The sequence below is a fragment of the Sorangium sp. So ce375 genome (genome assembly GCF_051473855.1).
In the GTDB taxonomy this organism is placed as follows: domain Bacteria; phylum Myxococcota_A; class Polyangia; order Polyangiales; family Polyangiaceae; genus Sorangium.
In genome coordinates this window covers 4,519,061-4,536,722 of sequence record NZ_CP150335.1, presented here as the reverse complement: position 1 = coordinate 4,536,722, position 17,662 = coordinate 4,519,061, and the positions used below count along the sequence as shown (strand labels likewise).

General features: G+C 69.8%; 14 protein-coding genes. 9 read left to right on the top strand and 5 right to left on the bottom strand.

Annotated features, from left to right (window positions below):
* Positions 1–115: 115 nt before the first annotated feature.
* A complete protein-coding gene (locus tag WME90_RS16870; RefSeq protein WP_437282157.1) occupies positions 116–544 on the bottom strand; it encodes a CBS domain-containing protein in 429 nt (142 codons plus the stop codon).
* 205 nt (positions 545–749) lie between these two features.
* Here WME90_RS16870 and WME90_RS16865 point away from each other — a divergent pair, with 205 nt between their 5' ends.
* The gene (locus tag WME90_RS16865; RefSeq protein WP_437282156.1) at positions 750–1,208 is read left to right on the top strand and encodes a hypothetical protein; all 459 of its coding nucleotides are present in this window, start codon (positions 750–752) and stop codon (positions 1,206–1,208) included.
* Between the two features lie 18 nt (positions 1,209–1,226).
* On the opposite strand, the gene WME90_RS16860 is transcribed toward WME90_RS16865, so the two are convergent.
* On the bottom strand, positions 1,227–2,519 hold the full coding sequence (locus WME90_RS16860; RefSeq protein WP_437282155.1) for a hypothetical protein: 1,293 nt from the start codon (positions 2,517–2,519) through the stop codon (positions 1,227–1,229).
* Between the two features lie 243 nt (positions 2,520–2,762).
* Here WME90_RS16860 and WME90_RS16855 point away from each other — a divergent pair, with 243 nt between their 5' ends.
* The 6 genes from WME90_RS16855 to WME90_RS16830 all read left to right on the top strand — a co-directional run bounded on the left by WME90_RS16855 (position 2,763) and on the right by WME90_RS16830 (position 13,138).
* On the top strand, positions 2,763–4,346 hold the full coding sequence (locus WME90_RS16855) for a CotH kinase family protein (protein WP_437282154.1): 1,584 nt from the start codon (positions 2,763–2,765) through the stop codon (positions 4,344–4,346).
* Between the two features lie 745 nt (positions 4,347–5,091).
* On the top strand, positions 5,092–6,819 hold the full coding sequence (locus WME90_RS16850; RefSeq protein WP_437282153.1) for a CotH kinase family protein: 1,728 nt from the start codon (positions 5,092–5,094) through the stop codon (positions 6,817–6,819).
* A 220-nt stretch (positions 6,820–7,039) separates the two neighbouring features.
* On the top strand, positions 7,040–9,787 hold the full coding sequence (locus tag WME90_RS16845) for a TonB-dependent receptor domain-containing protein (RefSeq protein ID WP_437282152.1): 2,748 nt from the start codon (positions 7,040–7,042) through the stop codon (positions 9,785–9,787).
* On the top strand, positions 9,787–11,202 hold the full coding sequence (locus tag WME90_RS16840) for a hypothetical protein (RefSeq protein WP_437282151.1): 1,416 nt from the start codon (positions 9,787–9,789) through the stop codon (positions 11,200–11,202). Before WME90_RS16845 ends, WME90_RS16840 begins: the two co-directional genes overlap by 1 nt.
* A 108-nt stretch (positions 11,203–11,310) precedes the next feature.
* On the top strand, positions 11,311–12,393 hold the full coding sequence (locus WME90_RS16835; RefSeq protein ID WP_437282150.1) for a TRAFAC clade GTPase domain-containing protein: 1,083 nt from the start codon (positions 11,311–11,313) through the stop codon (positions 12,391–12,393).
* Between the two features lie 7 nt (positions 12,394–12,400).
* Positions 12,401–13,138, top strand: a complete 738-nt coding sequence (locus WME90_RS16830; RefSeq protein WP_437282149.1) for a hypothetical protein — start codon at positions 12,401–12,403, stop codon at positions 13,136–13,138.
* Between the two features lie 124 nt (positions 13,139–13,262).
* Here WME90_RS16830 and WME90_RS16825 read toward each other — a convergent pair whose 3' ends face one another.
* Positions 13,263–13,472 carry an MbtH family protein gene (locus WME90_RS16825; RefSeq protein WP_437282148.1) on the bottom strand — a complete coding sequence of 70 codons (210 nt, stop codon included), beginning with the start codon at positions 13,470–13,472 and terminating at the stop codon, positions 13,263–13,265.
* Positions 13,473–13,685: 213 nt separating this feature from the next.
* Between WME90_RS16825 and WME90_RS16820 the strand changes: the two genes are divergently transcribed.
* Both WME90_RS16820 and WME90_RS16815 read left to right on the top strand, forming a co-directional pair.
* Positions 13,686–14,549 carry an SDR family NAD(P)-dependent oxidoreductase gene (locus tag WME90_RS16820; protein ID WP_437282147.1) on the top strand — a complete coding sequence of 288 codons (864 nt, stop codon included), beginning with the start codon at positions 13,686–13,688 and terminating at the stop codon, positions 14,547–14,549.
* 395 nt (positions 14,550–14,944) lie between these two features.
* Positions 14,945–15,373 (top strand): hypothetical protein, encoded by a 429-nt coding sequence (locus tag WME90_RS16815; RefSeq protein WP_437282146.1) that lies wholly within the window; start codon positions 14,945–14,947, stop codon positions 15,371–15,373.
* 410 nt (positions 15,374–15,783) lie between these two features.
* On the opposite strand, the gene WME90_RS16810 is transcribed toward WME90_RS16815, so the two are convergent.
* Both WME90_RS16810 and WME90_RS16805 read right to left on the bottom strand, forming a co-directional pair.
* Positions 15,784–16,536: a hypothetical protein gene (locus tag WME90_RS16810; protein ID WP_437282145.1), complete on the bottom strand. Its 753-nt coding sequence runs from the start codon at positions 16,534–16,536 to the stop codon at positions 15,784–15,786.
* Between the two features lie 23 nt (positions 16,537–16,559).
* Positions 16,560–17,624 carry a tetratricopeptide repeat protein gene (locus WME90_RS16805; RefSeq protein WP_437282144.1) on the bottom strand — a complete coding sequence of 355 codons (1,065 nt, stop codon included), beginning with the start codon at positions 17,622–17,624 and terminating at the stop codon, positions 16,560–16,562.
* Positions 17,625–17,662 lie beyond the last annotated feature (38 nt).

Sequence of the window (17,662 nt, the reverse complement as noted above, 5' to 3'; positions counted from 1 at the left end):
CTGTAGGGCTCGCGCCCGTCGCACGCAGGCGCGCGCTCCCCCAGCGCGGAGGAGCGGCCAGCTCTCGGCGCCCAGGTGGCGTGGGCGCTCGACGCACGCGCGCGCGAGCGGGGCGCTACGCGCGCACCTCTCGCTGAGAGATCGAGCTCAGCAGCGCTGACGCCCCTGCCTCGCCGTCCCTGTCGGCGATGTCCGACAGGCTGATGACGCCGACGGGATGCTTCTGGCCGTCGACACAGACGATCCTCGACTTCTTGTGGTCGCTCATCAGGCGCGCGGCAACGCTCAGATCCTCATCCGGCCCGCAGCAGACGACGTCTCGGGTCATCACGTCTTCTGCCCGTGTCGACGACGCGCGACGGTGCTCCGCGAGCACCCGGATCGCGAGATCTCGATCGGTGAGGGTCCCGATGACGGACCCGTCGTCGCCGCAGATCGGAACGAAACCGATGTTCCGCGCCTGCATCAGCTCGGCGACGTTCTCGACGGGCTCGCTCGCCTTACAGCACACAACGTCGGTCTTCATGAGCTCGGAGCAGTTCATGGACTCTCCTCCTGGCATCGCATTCCAGAATCGTGTTCGAGACGCCCATCGTCCCGCCTCGGAGGTCAGCAAACGGCGGGCCATCACGCCCGCCGACGAGGCGCGACGCCCCGCGGCAGCCTCCGCTCACCGGCGAGCGCGCGGCCGACCACGCTCCGCCGAAATTATTTTGATCTCAAATGATGAGCAGGCTAGAAATTCTGTCATGAGCCTGTCCTTCTCCGGGCCGAAGGGGTGGATCGAGCAGCGCTGGATCGTGTATGCGCTGATGCGCGACAGCATCCAGCACCACCTCGAGGACGGGCGGCCAAGCGCGGAGTTCGCGACGATCCACGGCGCTGCCAGGGCGCTCGGCGGGCAGCGGGTGGTGCTCCCTGCGCGAAAGCTCCACGACGAGCTCAGCCGCGCGCGGGCCGAGCTCGCGGGCCGCCCGATCGACGACCTGGCGATCAGCGGCCAGACCCGCGCGGTCCTCAGCCTGCGCTGGCCGCCGCCGGGGGAGCTCCAGACGATGCTCGTCACGGACTGGGGGGACTCGGTGCCGCTGCTCGGCGCGTCATGCGGCGACAGCCTCGACGACGTCTTCGGCCACCTGCTCGACGGCCTCATGCGCATCACGGAGGGAGCATCCGAGTCGGATCACGTCGAGATCATGGACCTGTAAGCGCGGTCTCACCGGAGATCACTCCTTCGACAGATAAGCGATCATGAAGCACATCTCCTGATTCGTCCCTTCGCCCCAGGACACATCCTGCGGTGGAAGAGAGAGCTGCCCCTCGCTCTCCGCCGTGTTGTCCCATGTACACTCGGTGACGAAGCGATCTCCGGCCCCCCAGCGCAGCGGCTCATCGAACATGTAGAGCGCCTGGTGGTGGAACTCGAACTCGCCGCGGGCGGCGCACTCGCTCGCCCCGCCGTCGCGCTCGATCCAGGCCCGGTAGGAGCGGCCGAGCACGTGCATGTGCGGCATGACGCCGTACACGAGCAGCGGCGGGCCCTCGTTCGGCGCGGAGCTCCGCTCGGTGTGCGCCTCGGCGCCCGCGGGGATCGTGAAGGGCACCGGGCCGAACACATCCATGTAGACCTCGGCGCGCGGCGGCTCGCGCGAGAGCTTCATGCGATAGCCCGACCGATCGCGCCGATCGCGCGCGCCCGCGCCCCTGCGCCCGAAATAGTGCATCTGCAGCACGATCTGCTCGCCGGGCTCGACGCGGACCCCGGCGCCGTCCGGCAGCCGCGTCACCCCGACGCCGGGCGCCCAGCTGTGGAGGAGCTGCCAGTCGAGCTCGATGACCGGATTGCGGCACGGAAATGCGCGCGTCCCCGGCGCGACGCCGTATCCGACGCCCGCGTCGCCGCCGAGATCGCGGTACACGGCCATGTGGTGCACGACGGCCGGATTGCCCACCACCGCCTCGAACGCCGTGACCCAGGCCGGCTCGGAGAAGGGGTTGTCGACGATCGTGCAGAAGTACTCGTTGCCATCGGCGTCCAGGGAGACCTCGTGCTCCTCGGGCATCTCGAGCGCGGCGTCGGGATCCTCGATGGTGTCCGCCGCGCCCCGCGGCGGCGGCGACTCGACCGGATCGCCGAGAGGAGCGCCGTCGCGCGCCCACGCATCGAAGAGGAGGCGCTCCTCGTGGCTGAGGCTCATCCTCTCCGCGCCTTCGTAGCTGCGGCAGCTCGGGTCCAGCACCGGCGGCGGCATGTCCCCCTCGCTCACCCGCAGGGACATGAGGCTGGCCAGCCGCTGCGCCGTCGCCGCGTCCGTCAGCGCCACCCCGCCGACGCCCGCGCCGTCGTGGCAAGAGGCGCACGAGCGCTCCACGAGGGGCTGGATGTCTCGATACCACGTCACCTCAGGCTCCGGCGACGTGGGCGCCTCTCCGTCGTCCCCACACCCGATGATCCCCACCGTCCCGAGCACGAGCACCACCGCGCTCCGTGCCCTGCGCACAGCTCCGCCCCTCGTCATCACACACCTCCTGTCGTCTCGGCCGGATCAGGCGCCGCATCTCCGCGGCAACCTCCATAAATCGATCGTTTGAAACAGTTGTTTAACATGCAATCGGCGGCATGTCAAGGACGGGCTCGACGACGGGGCGGTCGTCGAGCGGCGCTGTGGTGGTAAGGGAGGCGCATGTCGGCGGGCGCGCGGATCACCGCGCACACACAGGACGAGGGGCCGAGCCGCGCGCGCTCGGCTAGGATGGCCCGCATGCGCAAACTCCGCTCTCTCCTGACGTTCGTGACAATCCTCGTCCTGGGATCCTTGCAAGGCGCCGGCTGCTCCAGCGAGTCGCCCGGCCCCGAGGGCGGCTCCGAGGGCGGCTCCGAGGGCGGCCCCGAGGGGCAGCGCTGCGAGCCGTCAGGCGGCGGACCGCACTGGCTCCTCGAGGGCGAGACCGTGAAGTTCCCCGTGACGTGCGCGACCGGCCTCGCGCTCCCCGACGGCGCGATCGAGGTCAGCCCGCTCCCCGACGGCGCCGTCTACGACCCGGTCGCGCGCGAGGTGACGTTCTCTCCGGGGCTCGATCAGGCCGCGGTCTACGAGATCGAGATCCGCGTCGCGCAGACGTCCGAGGTCGGGCACGTCAAGGTCGGCGTCGCCGACAACTGGGCCGATCCGTCGAACGTCCCTGTCGTCGACCCGGCACGTTATCCCGAGGAGTACGGCCTGCCGGTGCTCTTCCTCTCGCCGACCCCCGAAGCGAAGGAGTACGCGCCGGCCACAGTCGTCTACCGCGGCCACACGTACAACGCCGAGGCGGAGCTCCGCGGCGAGAGCTCGCTCTCGTATCCGAAGAACAGCTTCACCCTCAAGTTCCCCAAGGAAGACAAGTTCAACGAGCCCGACGAGGCCGGCGGGTTCACCGACCGCCGCAAGGTCGTGCTCGTCAGCACGTTCGACGACAACTCCTATGTCCGGCAGCGCCTTGCTTACGATCTATGGAACCGCCTCGATCCGGAGCACATCCAGATCAAGACCTACAGCGCGGTGGTGTACCTCGAGGGGCAATACGTGGGGCTCTACACCGTCGTTGATCACGTCGACGGCTACCTGATGGAGGACCACGGGTATTCGCAGGACGGCAACCTCTACAAGGCGATCAACCACAACGCGAACTTCGCGCTGACCCGCCGGAACGGCGAGCCCAAGGAGACGCCGCACGACGGCTTCGAGAAGAAGGAGGGGACGCCTCTGGAAGGCGAGCCCGAGGCGTTCGCGGACCTGGAGGACCTCGTGCGGTTCGTGGACACGTCCGACCAGGCCACGTTCGCCGCCGAGATCGGGTCGCGGATCGATCTGCGTGATTACGGGGACTGGTGGATCTTCGTCACGTTCCTCCTGGCCGACGACTCGGCCGGAAAGAACAGCTACCACTACCACGATCCGGCCGCCGGCGGCGTGTTCCGCTATGCGCCGTGGGACTTCAACGCGAGCTTCGGCCAGGACTGGCAGACCCTCCGCGAGCCGGCGTCGGACACCTCCGAGTACCTCAACGTGAACCACCTCTTCAAGCGCCTTCTGGAGGAGCCCTCGATCGGCGATCCGCTGCGCGCCCGCTACGACGAGGTCCTGCACGGCGCGCTCGACGACGCCGAGATCCAGGCGATCGTGGACGGCTACGTCGCGCGCATCGACGCGAGCGCGCGCCGGGACGAGGCGAAGTGGGGCGAGGCGTACCGGAGCTACGGCGACTGGAGCGGACGCGACGACTTCACGACGTACGAAGAGGAGATCGCCTACCTGAAGGCGTGGATCTCGGAGCGGTGGCAGCACCAGGACGCGCTCTACTGAGCGCTGGCGGCGCCCCGCAGCCCGCCGACACGCCGCCGCCCGAGCCGCCGCCCTCCGATGGAGACGTGGGCGGCGACTCGACCGGATCGCCGAGACGAGCGCCGTCGCGCGCCCACGCATCGAAGAGGAGGCGCTCCTCGTGGCTGAGGCTCATCCTCTCCGCGCCTTCGTAGCTGCGGCAGCTCGGGTCCAGCACCGGCGGCGGCATGTCCCCCTCGCTCACCCGCAGGGACATGAGGCTGGCCGGCCGCTGCGCCGTCGCCGCGTCCGTCAGCGCCACCCCGCCGACGCCCGCGCCGTCGTGGCAAGAGGCGCACGAGCGCTCCACGAGGGGCTGGATGTCTCGATATCACGTCACCTCAGGCTCCGGCGACGTGGACGCCTTTCCGTCGTCCCCACCGTCCCGAGCATGAGCACCTCCGCGCTCCGTGCCGCCCTGCGCACAGCTTCGCCTCTCGTCATCACACACCACCTGTCGTCTCGGCCGATCAGGAGCCGCGTCTCCGCGGAAACTCCATAAATCGTCAGCTTCAGACAATTGTTCAATAGGCAATCGGCGGCATGTCAAGGACGGGGCTCGACGACGGTGACGGTCGTAGAACGGCGCTGAGGTGTAAGGGAGACGCATGTCGGCGAGCGAATCACCGCGCACACCCAGAACGAGGGGCCAAGCCGTGAACGCTCAGCTAGGTTTACCCATATGCGCAAACTCCACCCTTTCCTGACGTTCGCGACGATCTTGTTCATGGGATCTTTTCAAGGCGCCGACTGCTCCGGCGGTTCGCCTGGCCCCGGCGAGTCGCCCGGCCCAGGGGGCGGCCCCGGCGAGTCGCCCGGCCCAGGGGGCGGCCCCGGCGAGTCGCCCGGCCCAGGGGGCGGCCCCGGCGAGTCGCCCGGCCCAGGGGGCGGCCCCGGCGAGTCACCCGGCCCAGGGGGCGGCCCCGGCGAGTCGCCCGTCCCAGGGGGCGGCCCCGGCGAGTCGCCCGGCCCAGGGGGCGGCCCCGGCGAGTCGCCCGGCCCAGGGGGGCAGCGCTGCGAGCCGTCAGGCGGCGGACCGCACTGGCTCCTCGAGGGCGAGACCGTGAAGTTCCCCGTGACGTGCGCGACCGGACTCGCGCTCCCCGACGACGCATTCGAGGTCGGTCCGCTCCCCGACGGCGCCGTTTACGACCCGGTCGCGCGCGAGGTGACGTTCTCGCCCGGGCTCGATCAGGCCGCGGTCTACGAGATCGAGATCCGCGTCGCGCAGACGTCCGAAGTCGGGCACGTCAAGGTCGGCGTCGCCGACAACTGGGCCGATCCGTCGAACGTCCCTGTCGTCGACCCGGCACGCTATCCCGAGGAGTACGGCCTGCCGGTGCTCTTCCTCTCGCCGGCCCCCAAAACGAAGGAGTACGCGCCGGCCACAGTCGTCTACCGCGGCCACACGTACAACGCCGAGGCGGAGCTCCGCGGCGAGAGCTCGCTCTCGTATCCGAAGAACAGCTTCACCCTCAAGTTCCCCAAGGAAGACAAGTTCAACGAGCCCGACGAGGCCGGCGGGTTCACCGACCGCCGCAAGGTCGTGCTCGTCAGCACGTTCGACGACAACTCCTATGTCCGGCAGCGCCTTGCTTACGACCTATGGAACCGCCTCGATCCGGAGCACATCCAGATCAAGACCTACAGCGCGGTGGTGTACCTCGAGGGGCAATACGTGGGGCTCTACACCGTCTCCGACCACGTCGACGGCCGCCTGATGGAGAACCACGGGTATTCGCAGGACGGCAACCTCTACAAGGCGGTCAACCACAACGCGAACTTCGCGCTGACCGTGTACGGTCATCCCAAGGCGACGCCACACGACGGCTTCGAGAAGAAGGAGGGGACGCCTCTGGAAGGCGAGCCCGAGGCGTTCGCGGACCTGGAGGACCTCGTGCGGTTCGTGGACACGTCCGACCAGGCCACGTTCGCCGCCGAGATCGGGTCGCGGATCGATCTGCGTGATTACGGGGACTGGTGGATCTTCGTCACGTTCCTCCTGGCCGACGACTCGGCCGGAAAGAACAGCTACCACTACCACGATCCGGCCGCCGGCGGCGTGTTCCGCTATGCGCCGTGGGACTTCAACGCGAGCTTCGGCCAGGACTGGCTGAGCTTCCGCGAGCCGGCGTCGAAGTTCTCCGAGTACCTCGACGAGAACCACCTCTTCAAGCGCCTCCTGGGGGAGCCCTCGATCGGCGATCCGCTGCGCGCCCGCTACGACGAGGTCCTGCACGGCGCGCTCGACGACGCCGAGATCCAGGCGATCGTGGATGGCTACGTCGCGCGCATCGACGCGAGCGCGCGCCGGGACGAGGCGAAGTGGGGCGAGGCGTACCGGAGCTACCGGGGCTGGAGCGGACGCGACGACTTCACGACGTACGAAGGGGAGATCGCTTACGTGAAGGCGTGGCTCTCGGAGCGGTGGCGGCACCAGGACGCACTCTACTGAGCGCTGGCGGCGCCCCGCGGGCCGGACCGCGAAACGAGGGTGGCTGAGCCGCGAACCACGGTACCCGGAGCGCGCCCGGCGACCACGGAGGGCGCTCTCCCGGGCGCCCCGTGGAGCCGATGCACGCACCTGAAGCACACTCCCGTCCCGGATGCATATTTATCTCCTCGTCCGCATCGTGCGAGAGTGCGCGCGCATGCCTTCCACAGGGTCCTCTGCGATGCGCCTCGCCGTTTCGGAAGCGCTGCTGCTCGCGGTCGCGATGACCGCCAGCGCAGCGCGCGCGCAGCCCGCCGACGCGCCGCCGCCCGAGCCGCCGCCCTCCGATGGAGACGTGGGCGGCGCCTCGGTTCCTCGCGGCGGAGCGGGCGCGGTCGTCGTCCCACAGCCGGGCACGGCCCAGCCGGCGGCGCCCGCCGCCATCACCCCGCCGAAGCTGGTCACGTACGCTCCGCCGGCGTATCCGGTCGAAGCCCAGCGCGCCGGCGTCGAGGGGAGCGTCATCCTCAAGCTTGACATCGACAAGACCGGGCGCGTCACAAAGGCCGAGGTCGCGACGCCGGGAGGGCACGGCTTCGATGAGGCCGCGCTCGCCGCCGCGCCCGGCCTCGTGTTCGAGCCGGCGCGGCGGCCGGACGGCACGCCGGCGCCAGCGCGCATCCTCTACCGGTACGCGTTCACGCTCACCCCCAAGCCCGCCGACACGGCGGCGCCAGCCCCGCCTGCCGACGTGGAGACGGTCGTCGGGACCATCCTCTCCGCGGGCACCGGCGAGCGGCTCCCGGACATCTCGGTCAGCCTCGTGCGGCCCGACGGCGGCCGAGAGGACGTGAAGACCGACCAGAACGGCAAGTTCCGCTTCAAGAACCTCCCTCCCGGCAAGTACCGCGTCGAGGTCGCCGCCGCGGGGTTCGAGCCGTTCACGGCCGAGGAGGACATCGCGGAGGGCGAGGCGATCGAGGTGCGCTACCGCATCTCGCTCGCGGCGCCCAAGGACGGCCAGGCGCCGCAGGGCATCGAGGTGACGGTGCAGGGCGAGCGCCCGCCGCGCGAGGTGACCCGGAGGACGCTCGAGCGCCGCGAGATCGACCGCATCCCGGGGACCGGCGGCGACGCGCTGCGCTCGCTGCAGAGCCTGCCCGGCGTCGCGCGCAGCGGGTTCGGGCTGCTGATCGTGCGCGGGTCCGCGCCGCAGGACACCCTCACGTTCATCGATCGCACCCCGGTGCCGATCATCTACCACTTCGGCGGCCTCTCCTCGGTCGTGCCGACCGAGATGCTCGAGAAGATCGACTTCTACCCGGGCAATTTCAGCGCCGTGTACGGCCGCGCCATGGGCGGCATCGTCGACGTCGGGCTCCGCTCGCCGAAGCAGGACGGCAAGTACCACGGCGTGGTCCAGCTCGATCTCATCGACGGGCGCCTGCTCCTCGAGGGGCCCGTCCCGTACCTCAAGGACTGGAAGTTCATCGCGGCGGGCCGGCGGAGCTGGGTCGACGCGTGGCTCGGGCCCGTGCTCAAGGAGGCGGGCTCCAGCGTGACGCAGGCGCCCGTCTACTACGACTACCAGTTCGTCCTCGAGGGCCGCCCTTCCGCCAGCGAGCGCGTGCGCGCGAGCTTCTACGGATCGGACGACGCCTTCAAGATCACCCTGGACAAGCCGCCGGAGGACGAGCCGGCGCTGACGGGCGATTTCGGGCTGCACACCGCCTTCCAGCGCTTCCAGGTCAGCTACGAGAACCGCCTGGGGAACCGGGACAGGATCCTCTGGTCGCTGGCCCTCGGCAGGGACGTCTTCGACTTCGGGGTCGCTCCCCTCTCCTTCAATATCTCCACGACCTCGCTCGACCTGCGGCTGGAGCTCTCGCACCGGTTCGCCAGGTTCCTCACGATGAACGTCGGGACGGACCTCTCGGGCGGCATCGCGACGGTCAACCTCCACGCGCCGACGAGGCAGCCCGCGGGCCACCCGTCGAACCAGCCGTTCTCGACCCTCCCCGCGCAGGACCAGTCGTTCGACGGCGCGTACTCCCGGCCGGCCGCCTACGCCGAGCTCGAGGTGGTCCCCTCGGCGCGCGCGCGGATCGTCCCCGGGGTGCGGGTCGACTACGCGCTCGACACGCAGACGCTCGACGTGAGCCCGAGGATCAACGCGCGCTACGACATCCGGAGCGGCTTCCCGCGGACGACGGCCAAGGGCGGCGTGGGCCTCTACTACCAGGCGCCCCAGTTCCAGGAGAGCATCGAGCCGTTTGGCACGCCGGAACTCAAGTCGAACCGATCCATCCACTACGGCCTCGGGGTGGAGCAGGAGATCACGCCGCAGATCGACGTGACGGTGGACGGGTTCTACAAGCAGCTCGATCGGCAGGTCGTCTTCTCGGCCGAGAAGGACGGATATGCCAACGACGGCACCGGGTACGCGGTGGGCGGCGAGGTGCTCTTGAAGTACAAGCCAGACGATCGCTTCTTCGGCTGGGCGGCCTACACCCTCTCACGGTCGGTGCGCACGGACGGCCCCGGCGAGGAGGAGCACCCCACGCCATGGGACCAGACGCACGTGCTCACCGTGCTCGGGAACCTGCAGCTCGGCCGGGGCTGGGAGGTCGGCGCGCGCTTCCGCCTCGTGTCGGGCAACCTGCAGACACCCTATGTCTGCGATCCGGAGCAGAAGGGGTGTGATCCGAACCGGGTGAACGCGATCTACCATGCTTCCTCGGGCAAGTACTCGCCCTTCCCGCTCGGGGGCGACTACAGCGAGAGGATGCCGCTGTTCCATCAGCTCGACGTCCGCGTCGACAAGACGTGGCGATTCAAGGCGTGGCAGCTCGGGCTCTACCTGGACGTGCAGAACGTCTACAACTACCAGGCCGCGGAGGGCATCAGCTACAACTTCAACTACACGAAGCGGGAGTACGTGACGGGGCTCCCCTTCCTGCCCACGCTGGGGCTGCGAGGAGACTTCTGATGAAACGGACCCGACTGCCCGCTCGTCGCGCGCTGCTCGCGGCGATCTCGATCCTGGCCCTCGGCATCCCCTGCTGCGCGGGGAGCGACCTGGCTCCGTCGTCCGAGGTGGAGGGGCTCCGCATCCTGGCCGTGACGGCGGACACGCCGTACGCGGCACCGGGCGCTCCCGTGACGTTCCAGATGACGTACGCCGACGCCCTGGGCGACGCCGACGGCGCGCCGCGAGAGGTCGAGGTCACGTGGGTCGGAGGCTGCCTGAACCCGCCTGTCGGGGTGGACGAGCACCTCGGGTGCCTCCCGCAGTGGGTGGGCACTTACGTGGCAGGGCTGGCCTTGCCGCAGGGAGGAGCAGGCGGCGGCAACGACGGCGGCGGCGGCGCCGGCGGAAGCGGCAACGACGGCGGCAGCGGCGGCGCCGGCGGAAGCGGCAGCGGCGGCGGAGCTGGCGCCGGCGGCAACGGCGGAGCTGGCAACGGCGGCAACGGCGGAGCTGGCAACGGCGGCAACGGCGGAGCTGGCAACGGCGGAGCTGGCGCCGGTGGCAATGGTGGAGCTGGCAACGGCGGCAGTGACGGCGGTCACGGCGGAGCCGGCGGCGGCAATGGCGGAGATGCCAGCGGCGACGGCGGCAGCGGCGGAGGCGCCAGCGGCGACGAGGAGCAGACCGTTGCCTTCAAACGACAGGAGCTCGCGCCGGCGCTGAGCGGCAAGCCCAACGCAGCCTCGTTCACGTGGACGCTCCCCAGCGACATCCTCGAGGGCGAGGGCGTGGCGCGCGCCGAGAACGGGACGGGGTACTCCTCGGCCTATGTGCTGTTCGCCCTGTGCGCCGGCAAGACGCGGCCGGTGACCGCGCTGGCAGGGGCCAAGTTCCCGCTGGAGTGCGTCGGCGAGGACGGGAGAGTGCTCGGCCCGGACAGCTTCGTCGTGGGCTACACCCAAGTGTATGTCTTCGAGGACCAGCGACCCAACACGAACCCAGGAATCGAAGGCTTCACGCTGAAGCAGAACGACAATAAGGTCGAGCCGGGCGAAGGCGGCCTGCCCGTCGTGGAACGGTGCGTCCGGACGGAATCGAAGGTCCAGGGCTGCAGCCCGCCAGAGCCGGAAACCGACGGGTGCGCGACCTACGAGATCGACGTGATCGTCCCGCCCGGCGCCGCCGACGAGGACGAGGAGGCCACGGCGCTCGGCGGGCCGGCGCGCGAGGCGCTCTGGGTCGACTACTACACGGACGGGGGCGGGTTCGACGGGGCGCGGCGCCTCGTGAGCGACACGGTGACCGGCCCCCGCGAGCGCCACGGAACGACGTGGACGCCCCCCTCGGAGCCTGGGCCCGTGTCGCTGTGGGCGGTGGTCCACGACACGCGGGGCGGCGCGAGCGTGACGCGGATCGAGGTGCAGGTGGAGTAGCGCGCCGGAGCGCGGCAGCGATCGAGCGAGCGCTGCCCGAGCTCCGGGGCGGCGCCGCGCGCGTCGGCGCTTGTGCCGGGGCGCGCGCTCCCGTATCGCAATCCCGTCATGCCGCCCCTCGATCTGCACGTCGCCCTGTTCGGCGCCTCCGGAGCCGGCAAGACGGTCCTGCTGGCCGCCTTCTACCGGGCGCAGACCCAGCCCTCGTTTCAGGAGGAGCACGCGTACAAGATCCAGGCGGTCAACAAGGCGCAGGGCAACCAGCTCCTCGGGCGCTTCTACCGGCTCGAAGAGGGCAGGTTCCCGGACGGCAGCACGCGCTTCGACGCGTACGAGTTCGACTTCTTCCCGAGAGACCTGGCGGAGGCGGCGGTCCGCATCCACTGGTACGACTACCCGGGGCGCTGGTGGGAGGACGAGCCGGTCGACGCGGACGAGCGGGAGGCGGTGCGCCAGGGCATGCTCAAGCTCGGCATGAGCCAGGTCGGCATCCTCCTGGCGGACGGCGCGAAGTACCGGAACGAGGGCACCGGCTACATCCGGTGGCTCTTCGAGCACTTCGCCGACGAGTGCGACCGGCTGCGCCGGACAAGCGCCGCCGCGGGCGACGAGGTGAGCTTCCCGCGGGAGTGGATCCTCGCCCTCACAAAGGCCGATCTGTTCCCGCCGGACTACAAGGCGAGCGACTTCGAGCGCGAGGTCTGCCGGGACGCCGACCATCAGTTCGCCAAGCTCTGCGCCGTGCTGCGCGCCGAGAGCGCCTTCGGGCACCGCTTCATGCTGCTCTCGTCGGTCGCCGCCCCGGCCGACGCGCAGGTCGACCCCGGCACGTCGCTCGGCGTGCGCACCCTCGCCCCCGCGATCCTTGTGAGCACCATCGAGGGCGCGGTCCGCGAGGCGCAGGCCGCGAGAAAGGAGAAGTCGGCCGGAGAGACGTTCTTCCAGGGGCTGCGCGATCTCGTGCAGTTCGTCGACTCCCTCGACGACTTCCTGCCGAAGAGGTACCAGATCGTGAGCAAGATCCTGCGGTTCGTCTCGATCAAGGATTTCGCGACCACACGGCTCGACAGGCTCAAGAAGACCCGCGAGTCCGCGATCCGGCGGGGCGACGCGTTCACGGCGGTCCTGACCGCGATGGCGGCGGCCCTGCGCAACGACGAGGGAGCGCGGGCCTACCACCAGAACCAGTAGAGACGCCATGCCCGCGCCCGCGCCCGCGCCAGCGTCCTTCGTCGAGACATCGCGCCTCCTCTGGAAGACGCGCGGCGAGCACTGGGATTACGAGTTCATCTGCGTGCCCGAGATCCCGGCGCTCCCCGCCTGGCACACGACGCTCGAGGCGATGGTCGGCGACGCCGACGCGAGCGCCGGAGAGCTCCGCTATGGCCTGCTCGAGATCGACGAGCAAGGGCCGAGAGGACCTCGCGTGGTTGCCTATGTGGCGACGCGGTTCCTCGATCCCGCGCGGAAGGACTGGACCGGAAGGCAGGTCCAGCACTTCGCGGTCTGGTTCCCTCCGATCCCGGAGGAGGCGATCGAGACGTTGCCCGGAGCGATCCCCGCCGACTGGCACCTTCGCGTGCTCGCGGGGCTCGCTGCGACGTACGGCTCCGACGAGGTGTTCGGTCTGCCCGAGGCGGCGATCCGCGCGTGGAAGCGGCGTCACCGGGAGAGCCGGGCGGCCCGCGCGATGGCGATCGTGAAGCGCACGCCCCCCGTGGAGCTGCCCGAAGGCGACGCCGCGCCCTCGCGGTGGAAGCGGGTGCCCACGCTAAAAAAAAAGCCCCCGGAGCCGCAAAAGCCACCGGAGGCGGCGGGCCTGCAGCTGGCGGGAGCAGGAGATAGCATCAAGCGGCCGGGACTCGGCTGCTTCGCGGCCTGTGTGCTGGTGATCGTCGCCGTCGCTCGGCTGATGCTCGGGTGCGTGGCGAGCTGAGGCGGCCTGGCGGCCAGCGCCCTGGAGCACGCGTGCAGGGAATGTCCGCCGGACGTGAGCTCCAGGGGGCGCGCCCCGCCCCGTCAACGGCCGAGAGGGCGGCCGGAGCGCGGCGGGGCGGCGATCACTGCGCGTCCATGGCCTTGCGCAGGCTCAGCGGCCGCATGTCCGTCCAGACCTGCTCGATGTGCTGGAGGCACGCCGCGCGGGTGCCCTCGGTGCCCTCGGCACGCCAGCCGACCGGCAGATCGCGGTATGCCGGCCAGATCGAGTACTGCTCTTCGTGATTGACGACCACCCGGAAGATGGTCTCGCTGTCCTCGGAATCGCTCATCGTACACCTGCGTGGCTGTCGGGCAGCGCGCATGGTAGGAGCGGCCGCGGTGACATGCAAGCCATTCCTGGAGGTGGCCACTCACGCCGGATGATCGTGGCCCGACGCGCCGGCGCCCACTATTCTCGTCCGGCCTCGCCCCGCCCCGCTCGCGGCGCCCCGCTCGCCGCGCGATGTACGACGGCGGGCCCCAACACATGACGGAGATCCGCAGTGAATGACCATCCCGCATTGACACCTGGCCGCGTCGCCGTGGTGACCGGCGCCGCCAGCGGCATCGGCCTCGCGGCTGCCGAGCGCTTCGCGCGCATGGGCCTGAAGGTCTGTCTCGCCGACCTGGACGGACCGGCGCTTCACGAGGCCGCCGCGCGCGTCGCCGCCGTGGCGGCCGGCGGCGAGGCCGACGTGCGCGCTGCGCCGACCGACGTCGCCAAGCTCGAGGACGTCCAGCGGTTGAAGCAGGTCGCCTACGACGCGTTCGGCGAGGTGGCGATCCTGATGAACAACGCCGGAGTCGGCGGAGGCGGCGGCAAGCCGTGGCAGGACGTCGAGCGCTGGCGGCGGCTCATCGAGGTCAATCTGTGGGGCGTGCTCCACGGCGTGCAGGCGTTCACCGAGGCGATGCTCGCGCAGGGCACGCCCTGCGCCATCGTCAACACGGGCTCGAAGCAGGGAATCACCACCCCGCCCGGCGACGCTGCCTACAACGTCTCGAAGGCCGGCGTGAAGGTGCTGACAGAGCAGCTCGCCCACGAGCTGCGCAACGTGGCGGGCTGCAAGATCACCGCCCACCTCTTGATCCCGGGCTACACGTTCACAGGGATGACCGCGCGAGGGCCGGAGAAGCCGGCGGAGGCCTGGACCGCGGATCAGGTGGTGGATCGGATGATCGACGGCATGGCCCGCGGCGACTTCTATCTGCTCTGCCCCGACAACGCGGTGACGCGCGAGATGGATGAGCGCCGGATCCAGTGGGCCGCCGACGACCTGATCCGGAATCGACCTGCGCTGTCGCGCTGGCACCCCGATCACGCCGACGCGTTCGCGGCGTTCATGGCGGGCGCGGCGAAGCCCTGACACACGGACAGCGTTGTCGCTCCGGCAACGCGCGTGTGAACGGACGAGGAAGCGTCGAAAGGGTGATCTGGAGGGCCCGCCGCCGCGCCAGACACCCTTCGCGACGGCCCCGCCCTGCAGCTTCGACCGGAGCGCAGGAGCATGGGGAACAGCGCCGGCTCGCCCAGCCCTGCTCGAGCGCGGGCAGCATAAAGATCCGCTGCTGTAACGGGCGAACTGCACAGGTATTTTGCAGCCGCCCGAATTGAATGTTTCATTTCGCGTGATGGTCGGGCCCCTCACATCACAACAACACAGAGATCCTCGGTACGTCGCTCCGCTCCTCGGCCGGATGCCGATTTTGCGACGAGATCCTCGACGAACGGTCGCCCGCGGCCCAGTCTAACGCCAGAGGTATGGTCTCGTTCCCTGCACGTACCCTTCAGACCCACTGGTGCAACGAGGGCACGGTAAAGATCTGGTGTCCCGCGCCGGCGCTGATGGTCACGTGTGTCACCGGGGTGCTCGTGGAGGCGGGCGCCGCGGCGATCGAGGAGGTGATGTTGCGCCGGGTCGCCGAGCAGGGCCGGGTGCTGGTCTTCAACGATTGGGAGGCGATGACCGATTATGAGCACGTCTCGCGCACGCGGCTGACCCAGGCGACGATTTCCGTCCTCCATGCGGTCGAGGGAGGTCACTTTCTGCTCCGGTCCAGGGTGGTCATCTTTGGTGTGCAGATCGCGAATACCGCCATCCGGAAGCTGACGGTCCACCCATCGCGCGCCGTGTTCGAGCGCGTGCTGGAGGACGCGCTCCGCCAGCGCGCGCCGGAGAGCTCGAGCTAGAGCAACGAACAGGCTGAAAGTTGCCTGAATTCAATGGGCTGCGAGGCCCGACCGATCTGCCAGGAAGCAAGCTCCAAGGGCAAGGAATGCGGGAAAGAGAGAAACCGCAAGGGCGCAAGGGCGCAAGGGACCAGAGACGAGATATTTTTTGCCTTTCCCTTGCGCCCCTTGCGCCCTTGCGGTTTCTCTTCCCTTCTGTTGATTTCCTCGGGACTTCAACGTGATCTGTGCTCCAGCGCTACCGCGGGAAGTCGGGCGACAAGGCGAACCGCCATGACGCCAAGGACGCCAAGATACCAGGGGAACGTGCCCGAGCGACCGAGACGGACGAGGAGGATGCACACGCTCGACGTCGGTCCTTGCGAGTTCCGTCCGGGGGAATCGCGGCCCTTCGGCTCGTCATCTTGCGGTCATCGGCAATACTTGCGGAACCTCAGCGCCTTGCGTTGAAACCAGATCCTCTTGCCGTAGTTCGCCGGCGCATCCCGGCCGTCGCTGATGACGAAGATGTCTCTCGTCGCGCCGATGGGGGCCGCATCGAAGGCGGCCTGATCAGGCCAGAGCGGCACGTTCCGCAGCACGACCTCGCGGCGAGTGCTCTCCACGCGCTTTGGCCCGAGGATCACATCCTGGTAGCTGTCGAGCTCCGTGCACACCGCCGAGAACGGTCCCGCAACGAGCCAGTACGTCAATTCTTCGGGGATCTTCTCATCGTTGTTCTTGCGAAACACGAGGTCGGCGTGCCAGCGATCCGGGGCGATGGACGTGACCTTCAGCTCGTAGATGGCGTGGCAGTTGGGCCTCTCGCCGGTGCAAACGCAGTCCTTCCAGTCGTCGTCCTCGTCGGTGCGGGCGGGGACGAACTCGTCGAGGAGATCGATCGGCGCGCAGACATCGTCCTCGGGGCCTGCCACATCGCCCGGCTCCTCGGCGTGCGCTGCGCCGCCGGCAATCCCCGGAGCGCCGGCGCCGCCCGAGCCGCCGAGACCGTCGACGCCACTCCGGCCGCCGGCGCCCGAGCCGCCGAGGCCGTCGGCGCCCTCTGGGGCGACGTGGCCGTGTTCGTCCACGGTGGGGGGCGGCCTGTCGAGCCCGAGGATGGTGTTGCACCCGGCCATCAAGCCGAGCGCCAGGAGGGCCACGGGACCAAGCGTGTCGCTCACGATGCTCTCTTTCATTTCGCTCCTCACCACTGTCCCGAGATCTCGACGCCATGTGGTCCGACCGACACGCTCGTTCCACGATCGAGCTTTGGTGATGGCGCCGTCAACAAGAGGAGGACTCCGGCGCCGATCATGATGCCGCCGCCGGCGAAAAAGATGTCCGAGAGCGTCGCGGAGGTCCGCCCCTCGCCCCAGAACCTCGCGATGGTGTGATTGCAGTCGCTGGCCGCCGCGGTGCAGTTCAGGCCCTCCTTGCCCCTCTTCTTGTTCACGATGGCGTCCAGGCCAAACGCGGAGCCGATGCCGAGGCCCGCGACGCCCACTCCGCCGATCACGAGGCCCGCCGTGTGCTGCACGGAGGACGTCTCGCTGGACGGCGCCGTGCGGCGCGCTGGCGCACGCCGCACCGGCGCTGGCGGCGAGGCCGGGCTCGCGGCCCGCGGGGCTGAGACGGCCGCGATCGGACCCGGCGCCGCGGCCTTCGGAGGCGCCTCGACGGCCGGAGGCGCCTCGATGACCTCGGCGATGGGCGCGCCGTCCTCGGCGATCGTGATCGTCTTCTCCCATCGACCCCGGCCTGGCGCGGTGGCCACGAGGACGTGCGCTCCCCTGTCCACCGGGATGGGCGCCCCCCACTGAGCGGGGCCGACGGGGATGCCGTCACGCCGGACCTCGAGGCCAGCGATGCCTCGCACGGCTTCCGGCACCACCAGCGCGAGCGTGGCGAGGCGCGGCCGCAGCGCCTCGCTGTGCTCGCGCGCCCTCGCACTGCGTTCCGCGTTCCCGATCCGCTCCGCGAGCGCCTGGGCGACCGAATAGCTCTTCCAGGCGCTCGCGAGCCGCCCCGAGCTCTCATAACACCGGCCGAGAGTGAAGGCGATGCCGAAGCCGTCGGGCAGGAGGCGGGCTGCCTCCTCGAGCTTCGGGCAGGCGCTCTCGAAATCGCGCCGATCCATGGCTGCGCGCGCCTGATGATGGAGCGCCTGGGCCGCGATCTGCCCCTCGCGATCCGGCGGCTCGGCGCGCGCGGAGAGGGCGGCGAGCGAAGCCGCAACCAGAGACAGCACGGGGATGCAGGGAGAGCTCATCTGTTTCAGCATGGGTGTTCTGCGTCCGTCCCGCGCCT

Coding starts and splice junctions, on each gene's coding strand:
- WME90_RS16815 (WP_437282146.1), top strand. CDS start 14,945: ATGGTCTCGTTCCCTGCACGTACCCTTCAGACCCACTGGTGCAACGAG.
- WME90_RS16840 (WP_437282151.1), top strand. CDS start 9,787: ATGAAACGGACCCGACTGCCCGCTCGTCGCGCGCTGCTCGCGGCGATC.
- WME90_RS16845 (WP_437282152.1), top strand. CDS start 7,040: ATGCGCCTCGCCGTTTCGGAAGCGCTGCTGCTCGCGGTCGCGATGACC.
- WME90_RS16870 (WP_437282157.1), bottom strand. CDS start 544: ATGAACTGCTCCGAGCTCATGAAGACCGACGTTGTGTGCTGTAAGGCG.
- WME90_RS16850 (WP_437282153.1), top strand. CDS start 5,092: ATGGGATCTTTTCAAGGCGCCGACTGCTCCGGCGGTTCGCCTGGCCCC.
- WME90_RS16865 (WP_437282156.1), top strand. CDS start 750: ATGAGCCTGTCCTTCTCCGGGCCGAAGGGGTGGATCGAGCAGCGCTGG.
- WME90_RS16855 (WP_437282154.1), top strand. CDS start 2,763: ATGCGCAAACTCCGCTCTCTCCTGACGTTCGTGACAATCCTCGTCCTG.
- WME90_RS16825 (WP_437282148.1), bottom strand. CDS start 13,472: ATGAGCGATTCCGAGGACAGCGAGACCATCTTCCGGGTGGTCGTCAAT.
- WME90_RS16860 (WP_437282155.1), bottom strand. CDS start 2,519: ATGACGAGGGGCGGAGCTGTGCGCAGGGCACGGAGCGCGGTGGTGCTC.
- WME90_RS16835 (WP_437282150.1), top strand. CDS start 11,311: ATGCCGCCCCTCGATCTGCACGTCGCCCTGTTCGGCGCCTCCGGAGCC.
- WME90_RS16830 (WP_437282149.1), top strand. CDS start 12,401: ATGCCCGCGCCCGCGCCCGCGCCAGCGTCCTTCGTCGAGACATCGCGC.
- WME90_RS16805 (WP_437282144.1), bottom strand. CDS start 17,624: ATGAGCTCTCCCTGCATCCCCGTGCTGTCTCTGGTTGCGGCTTCGCTC.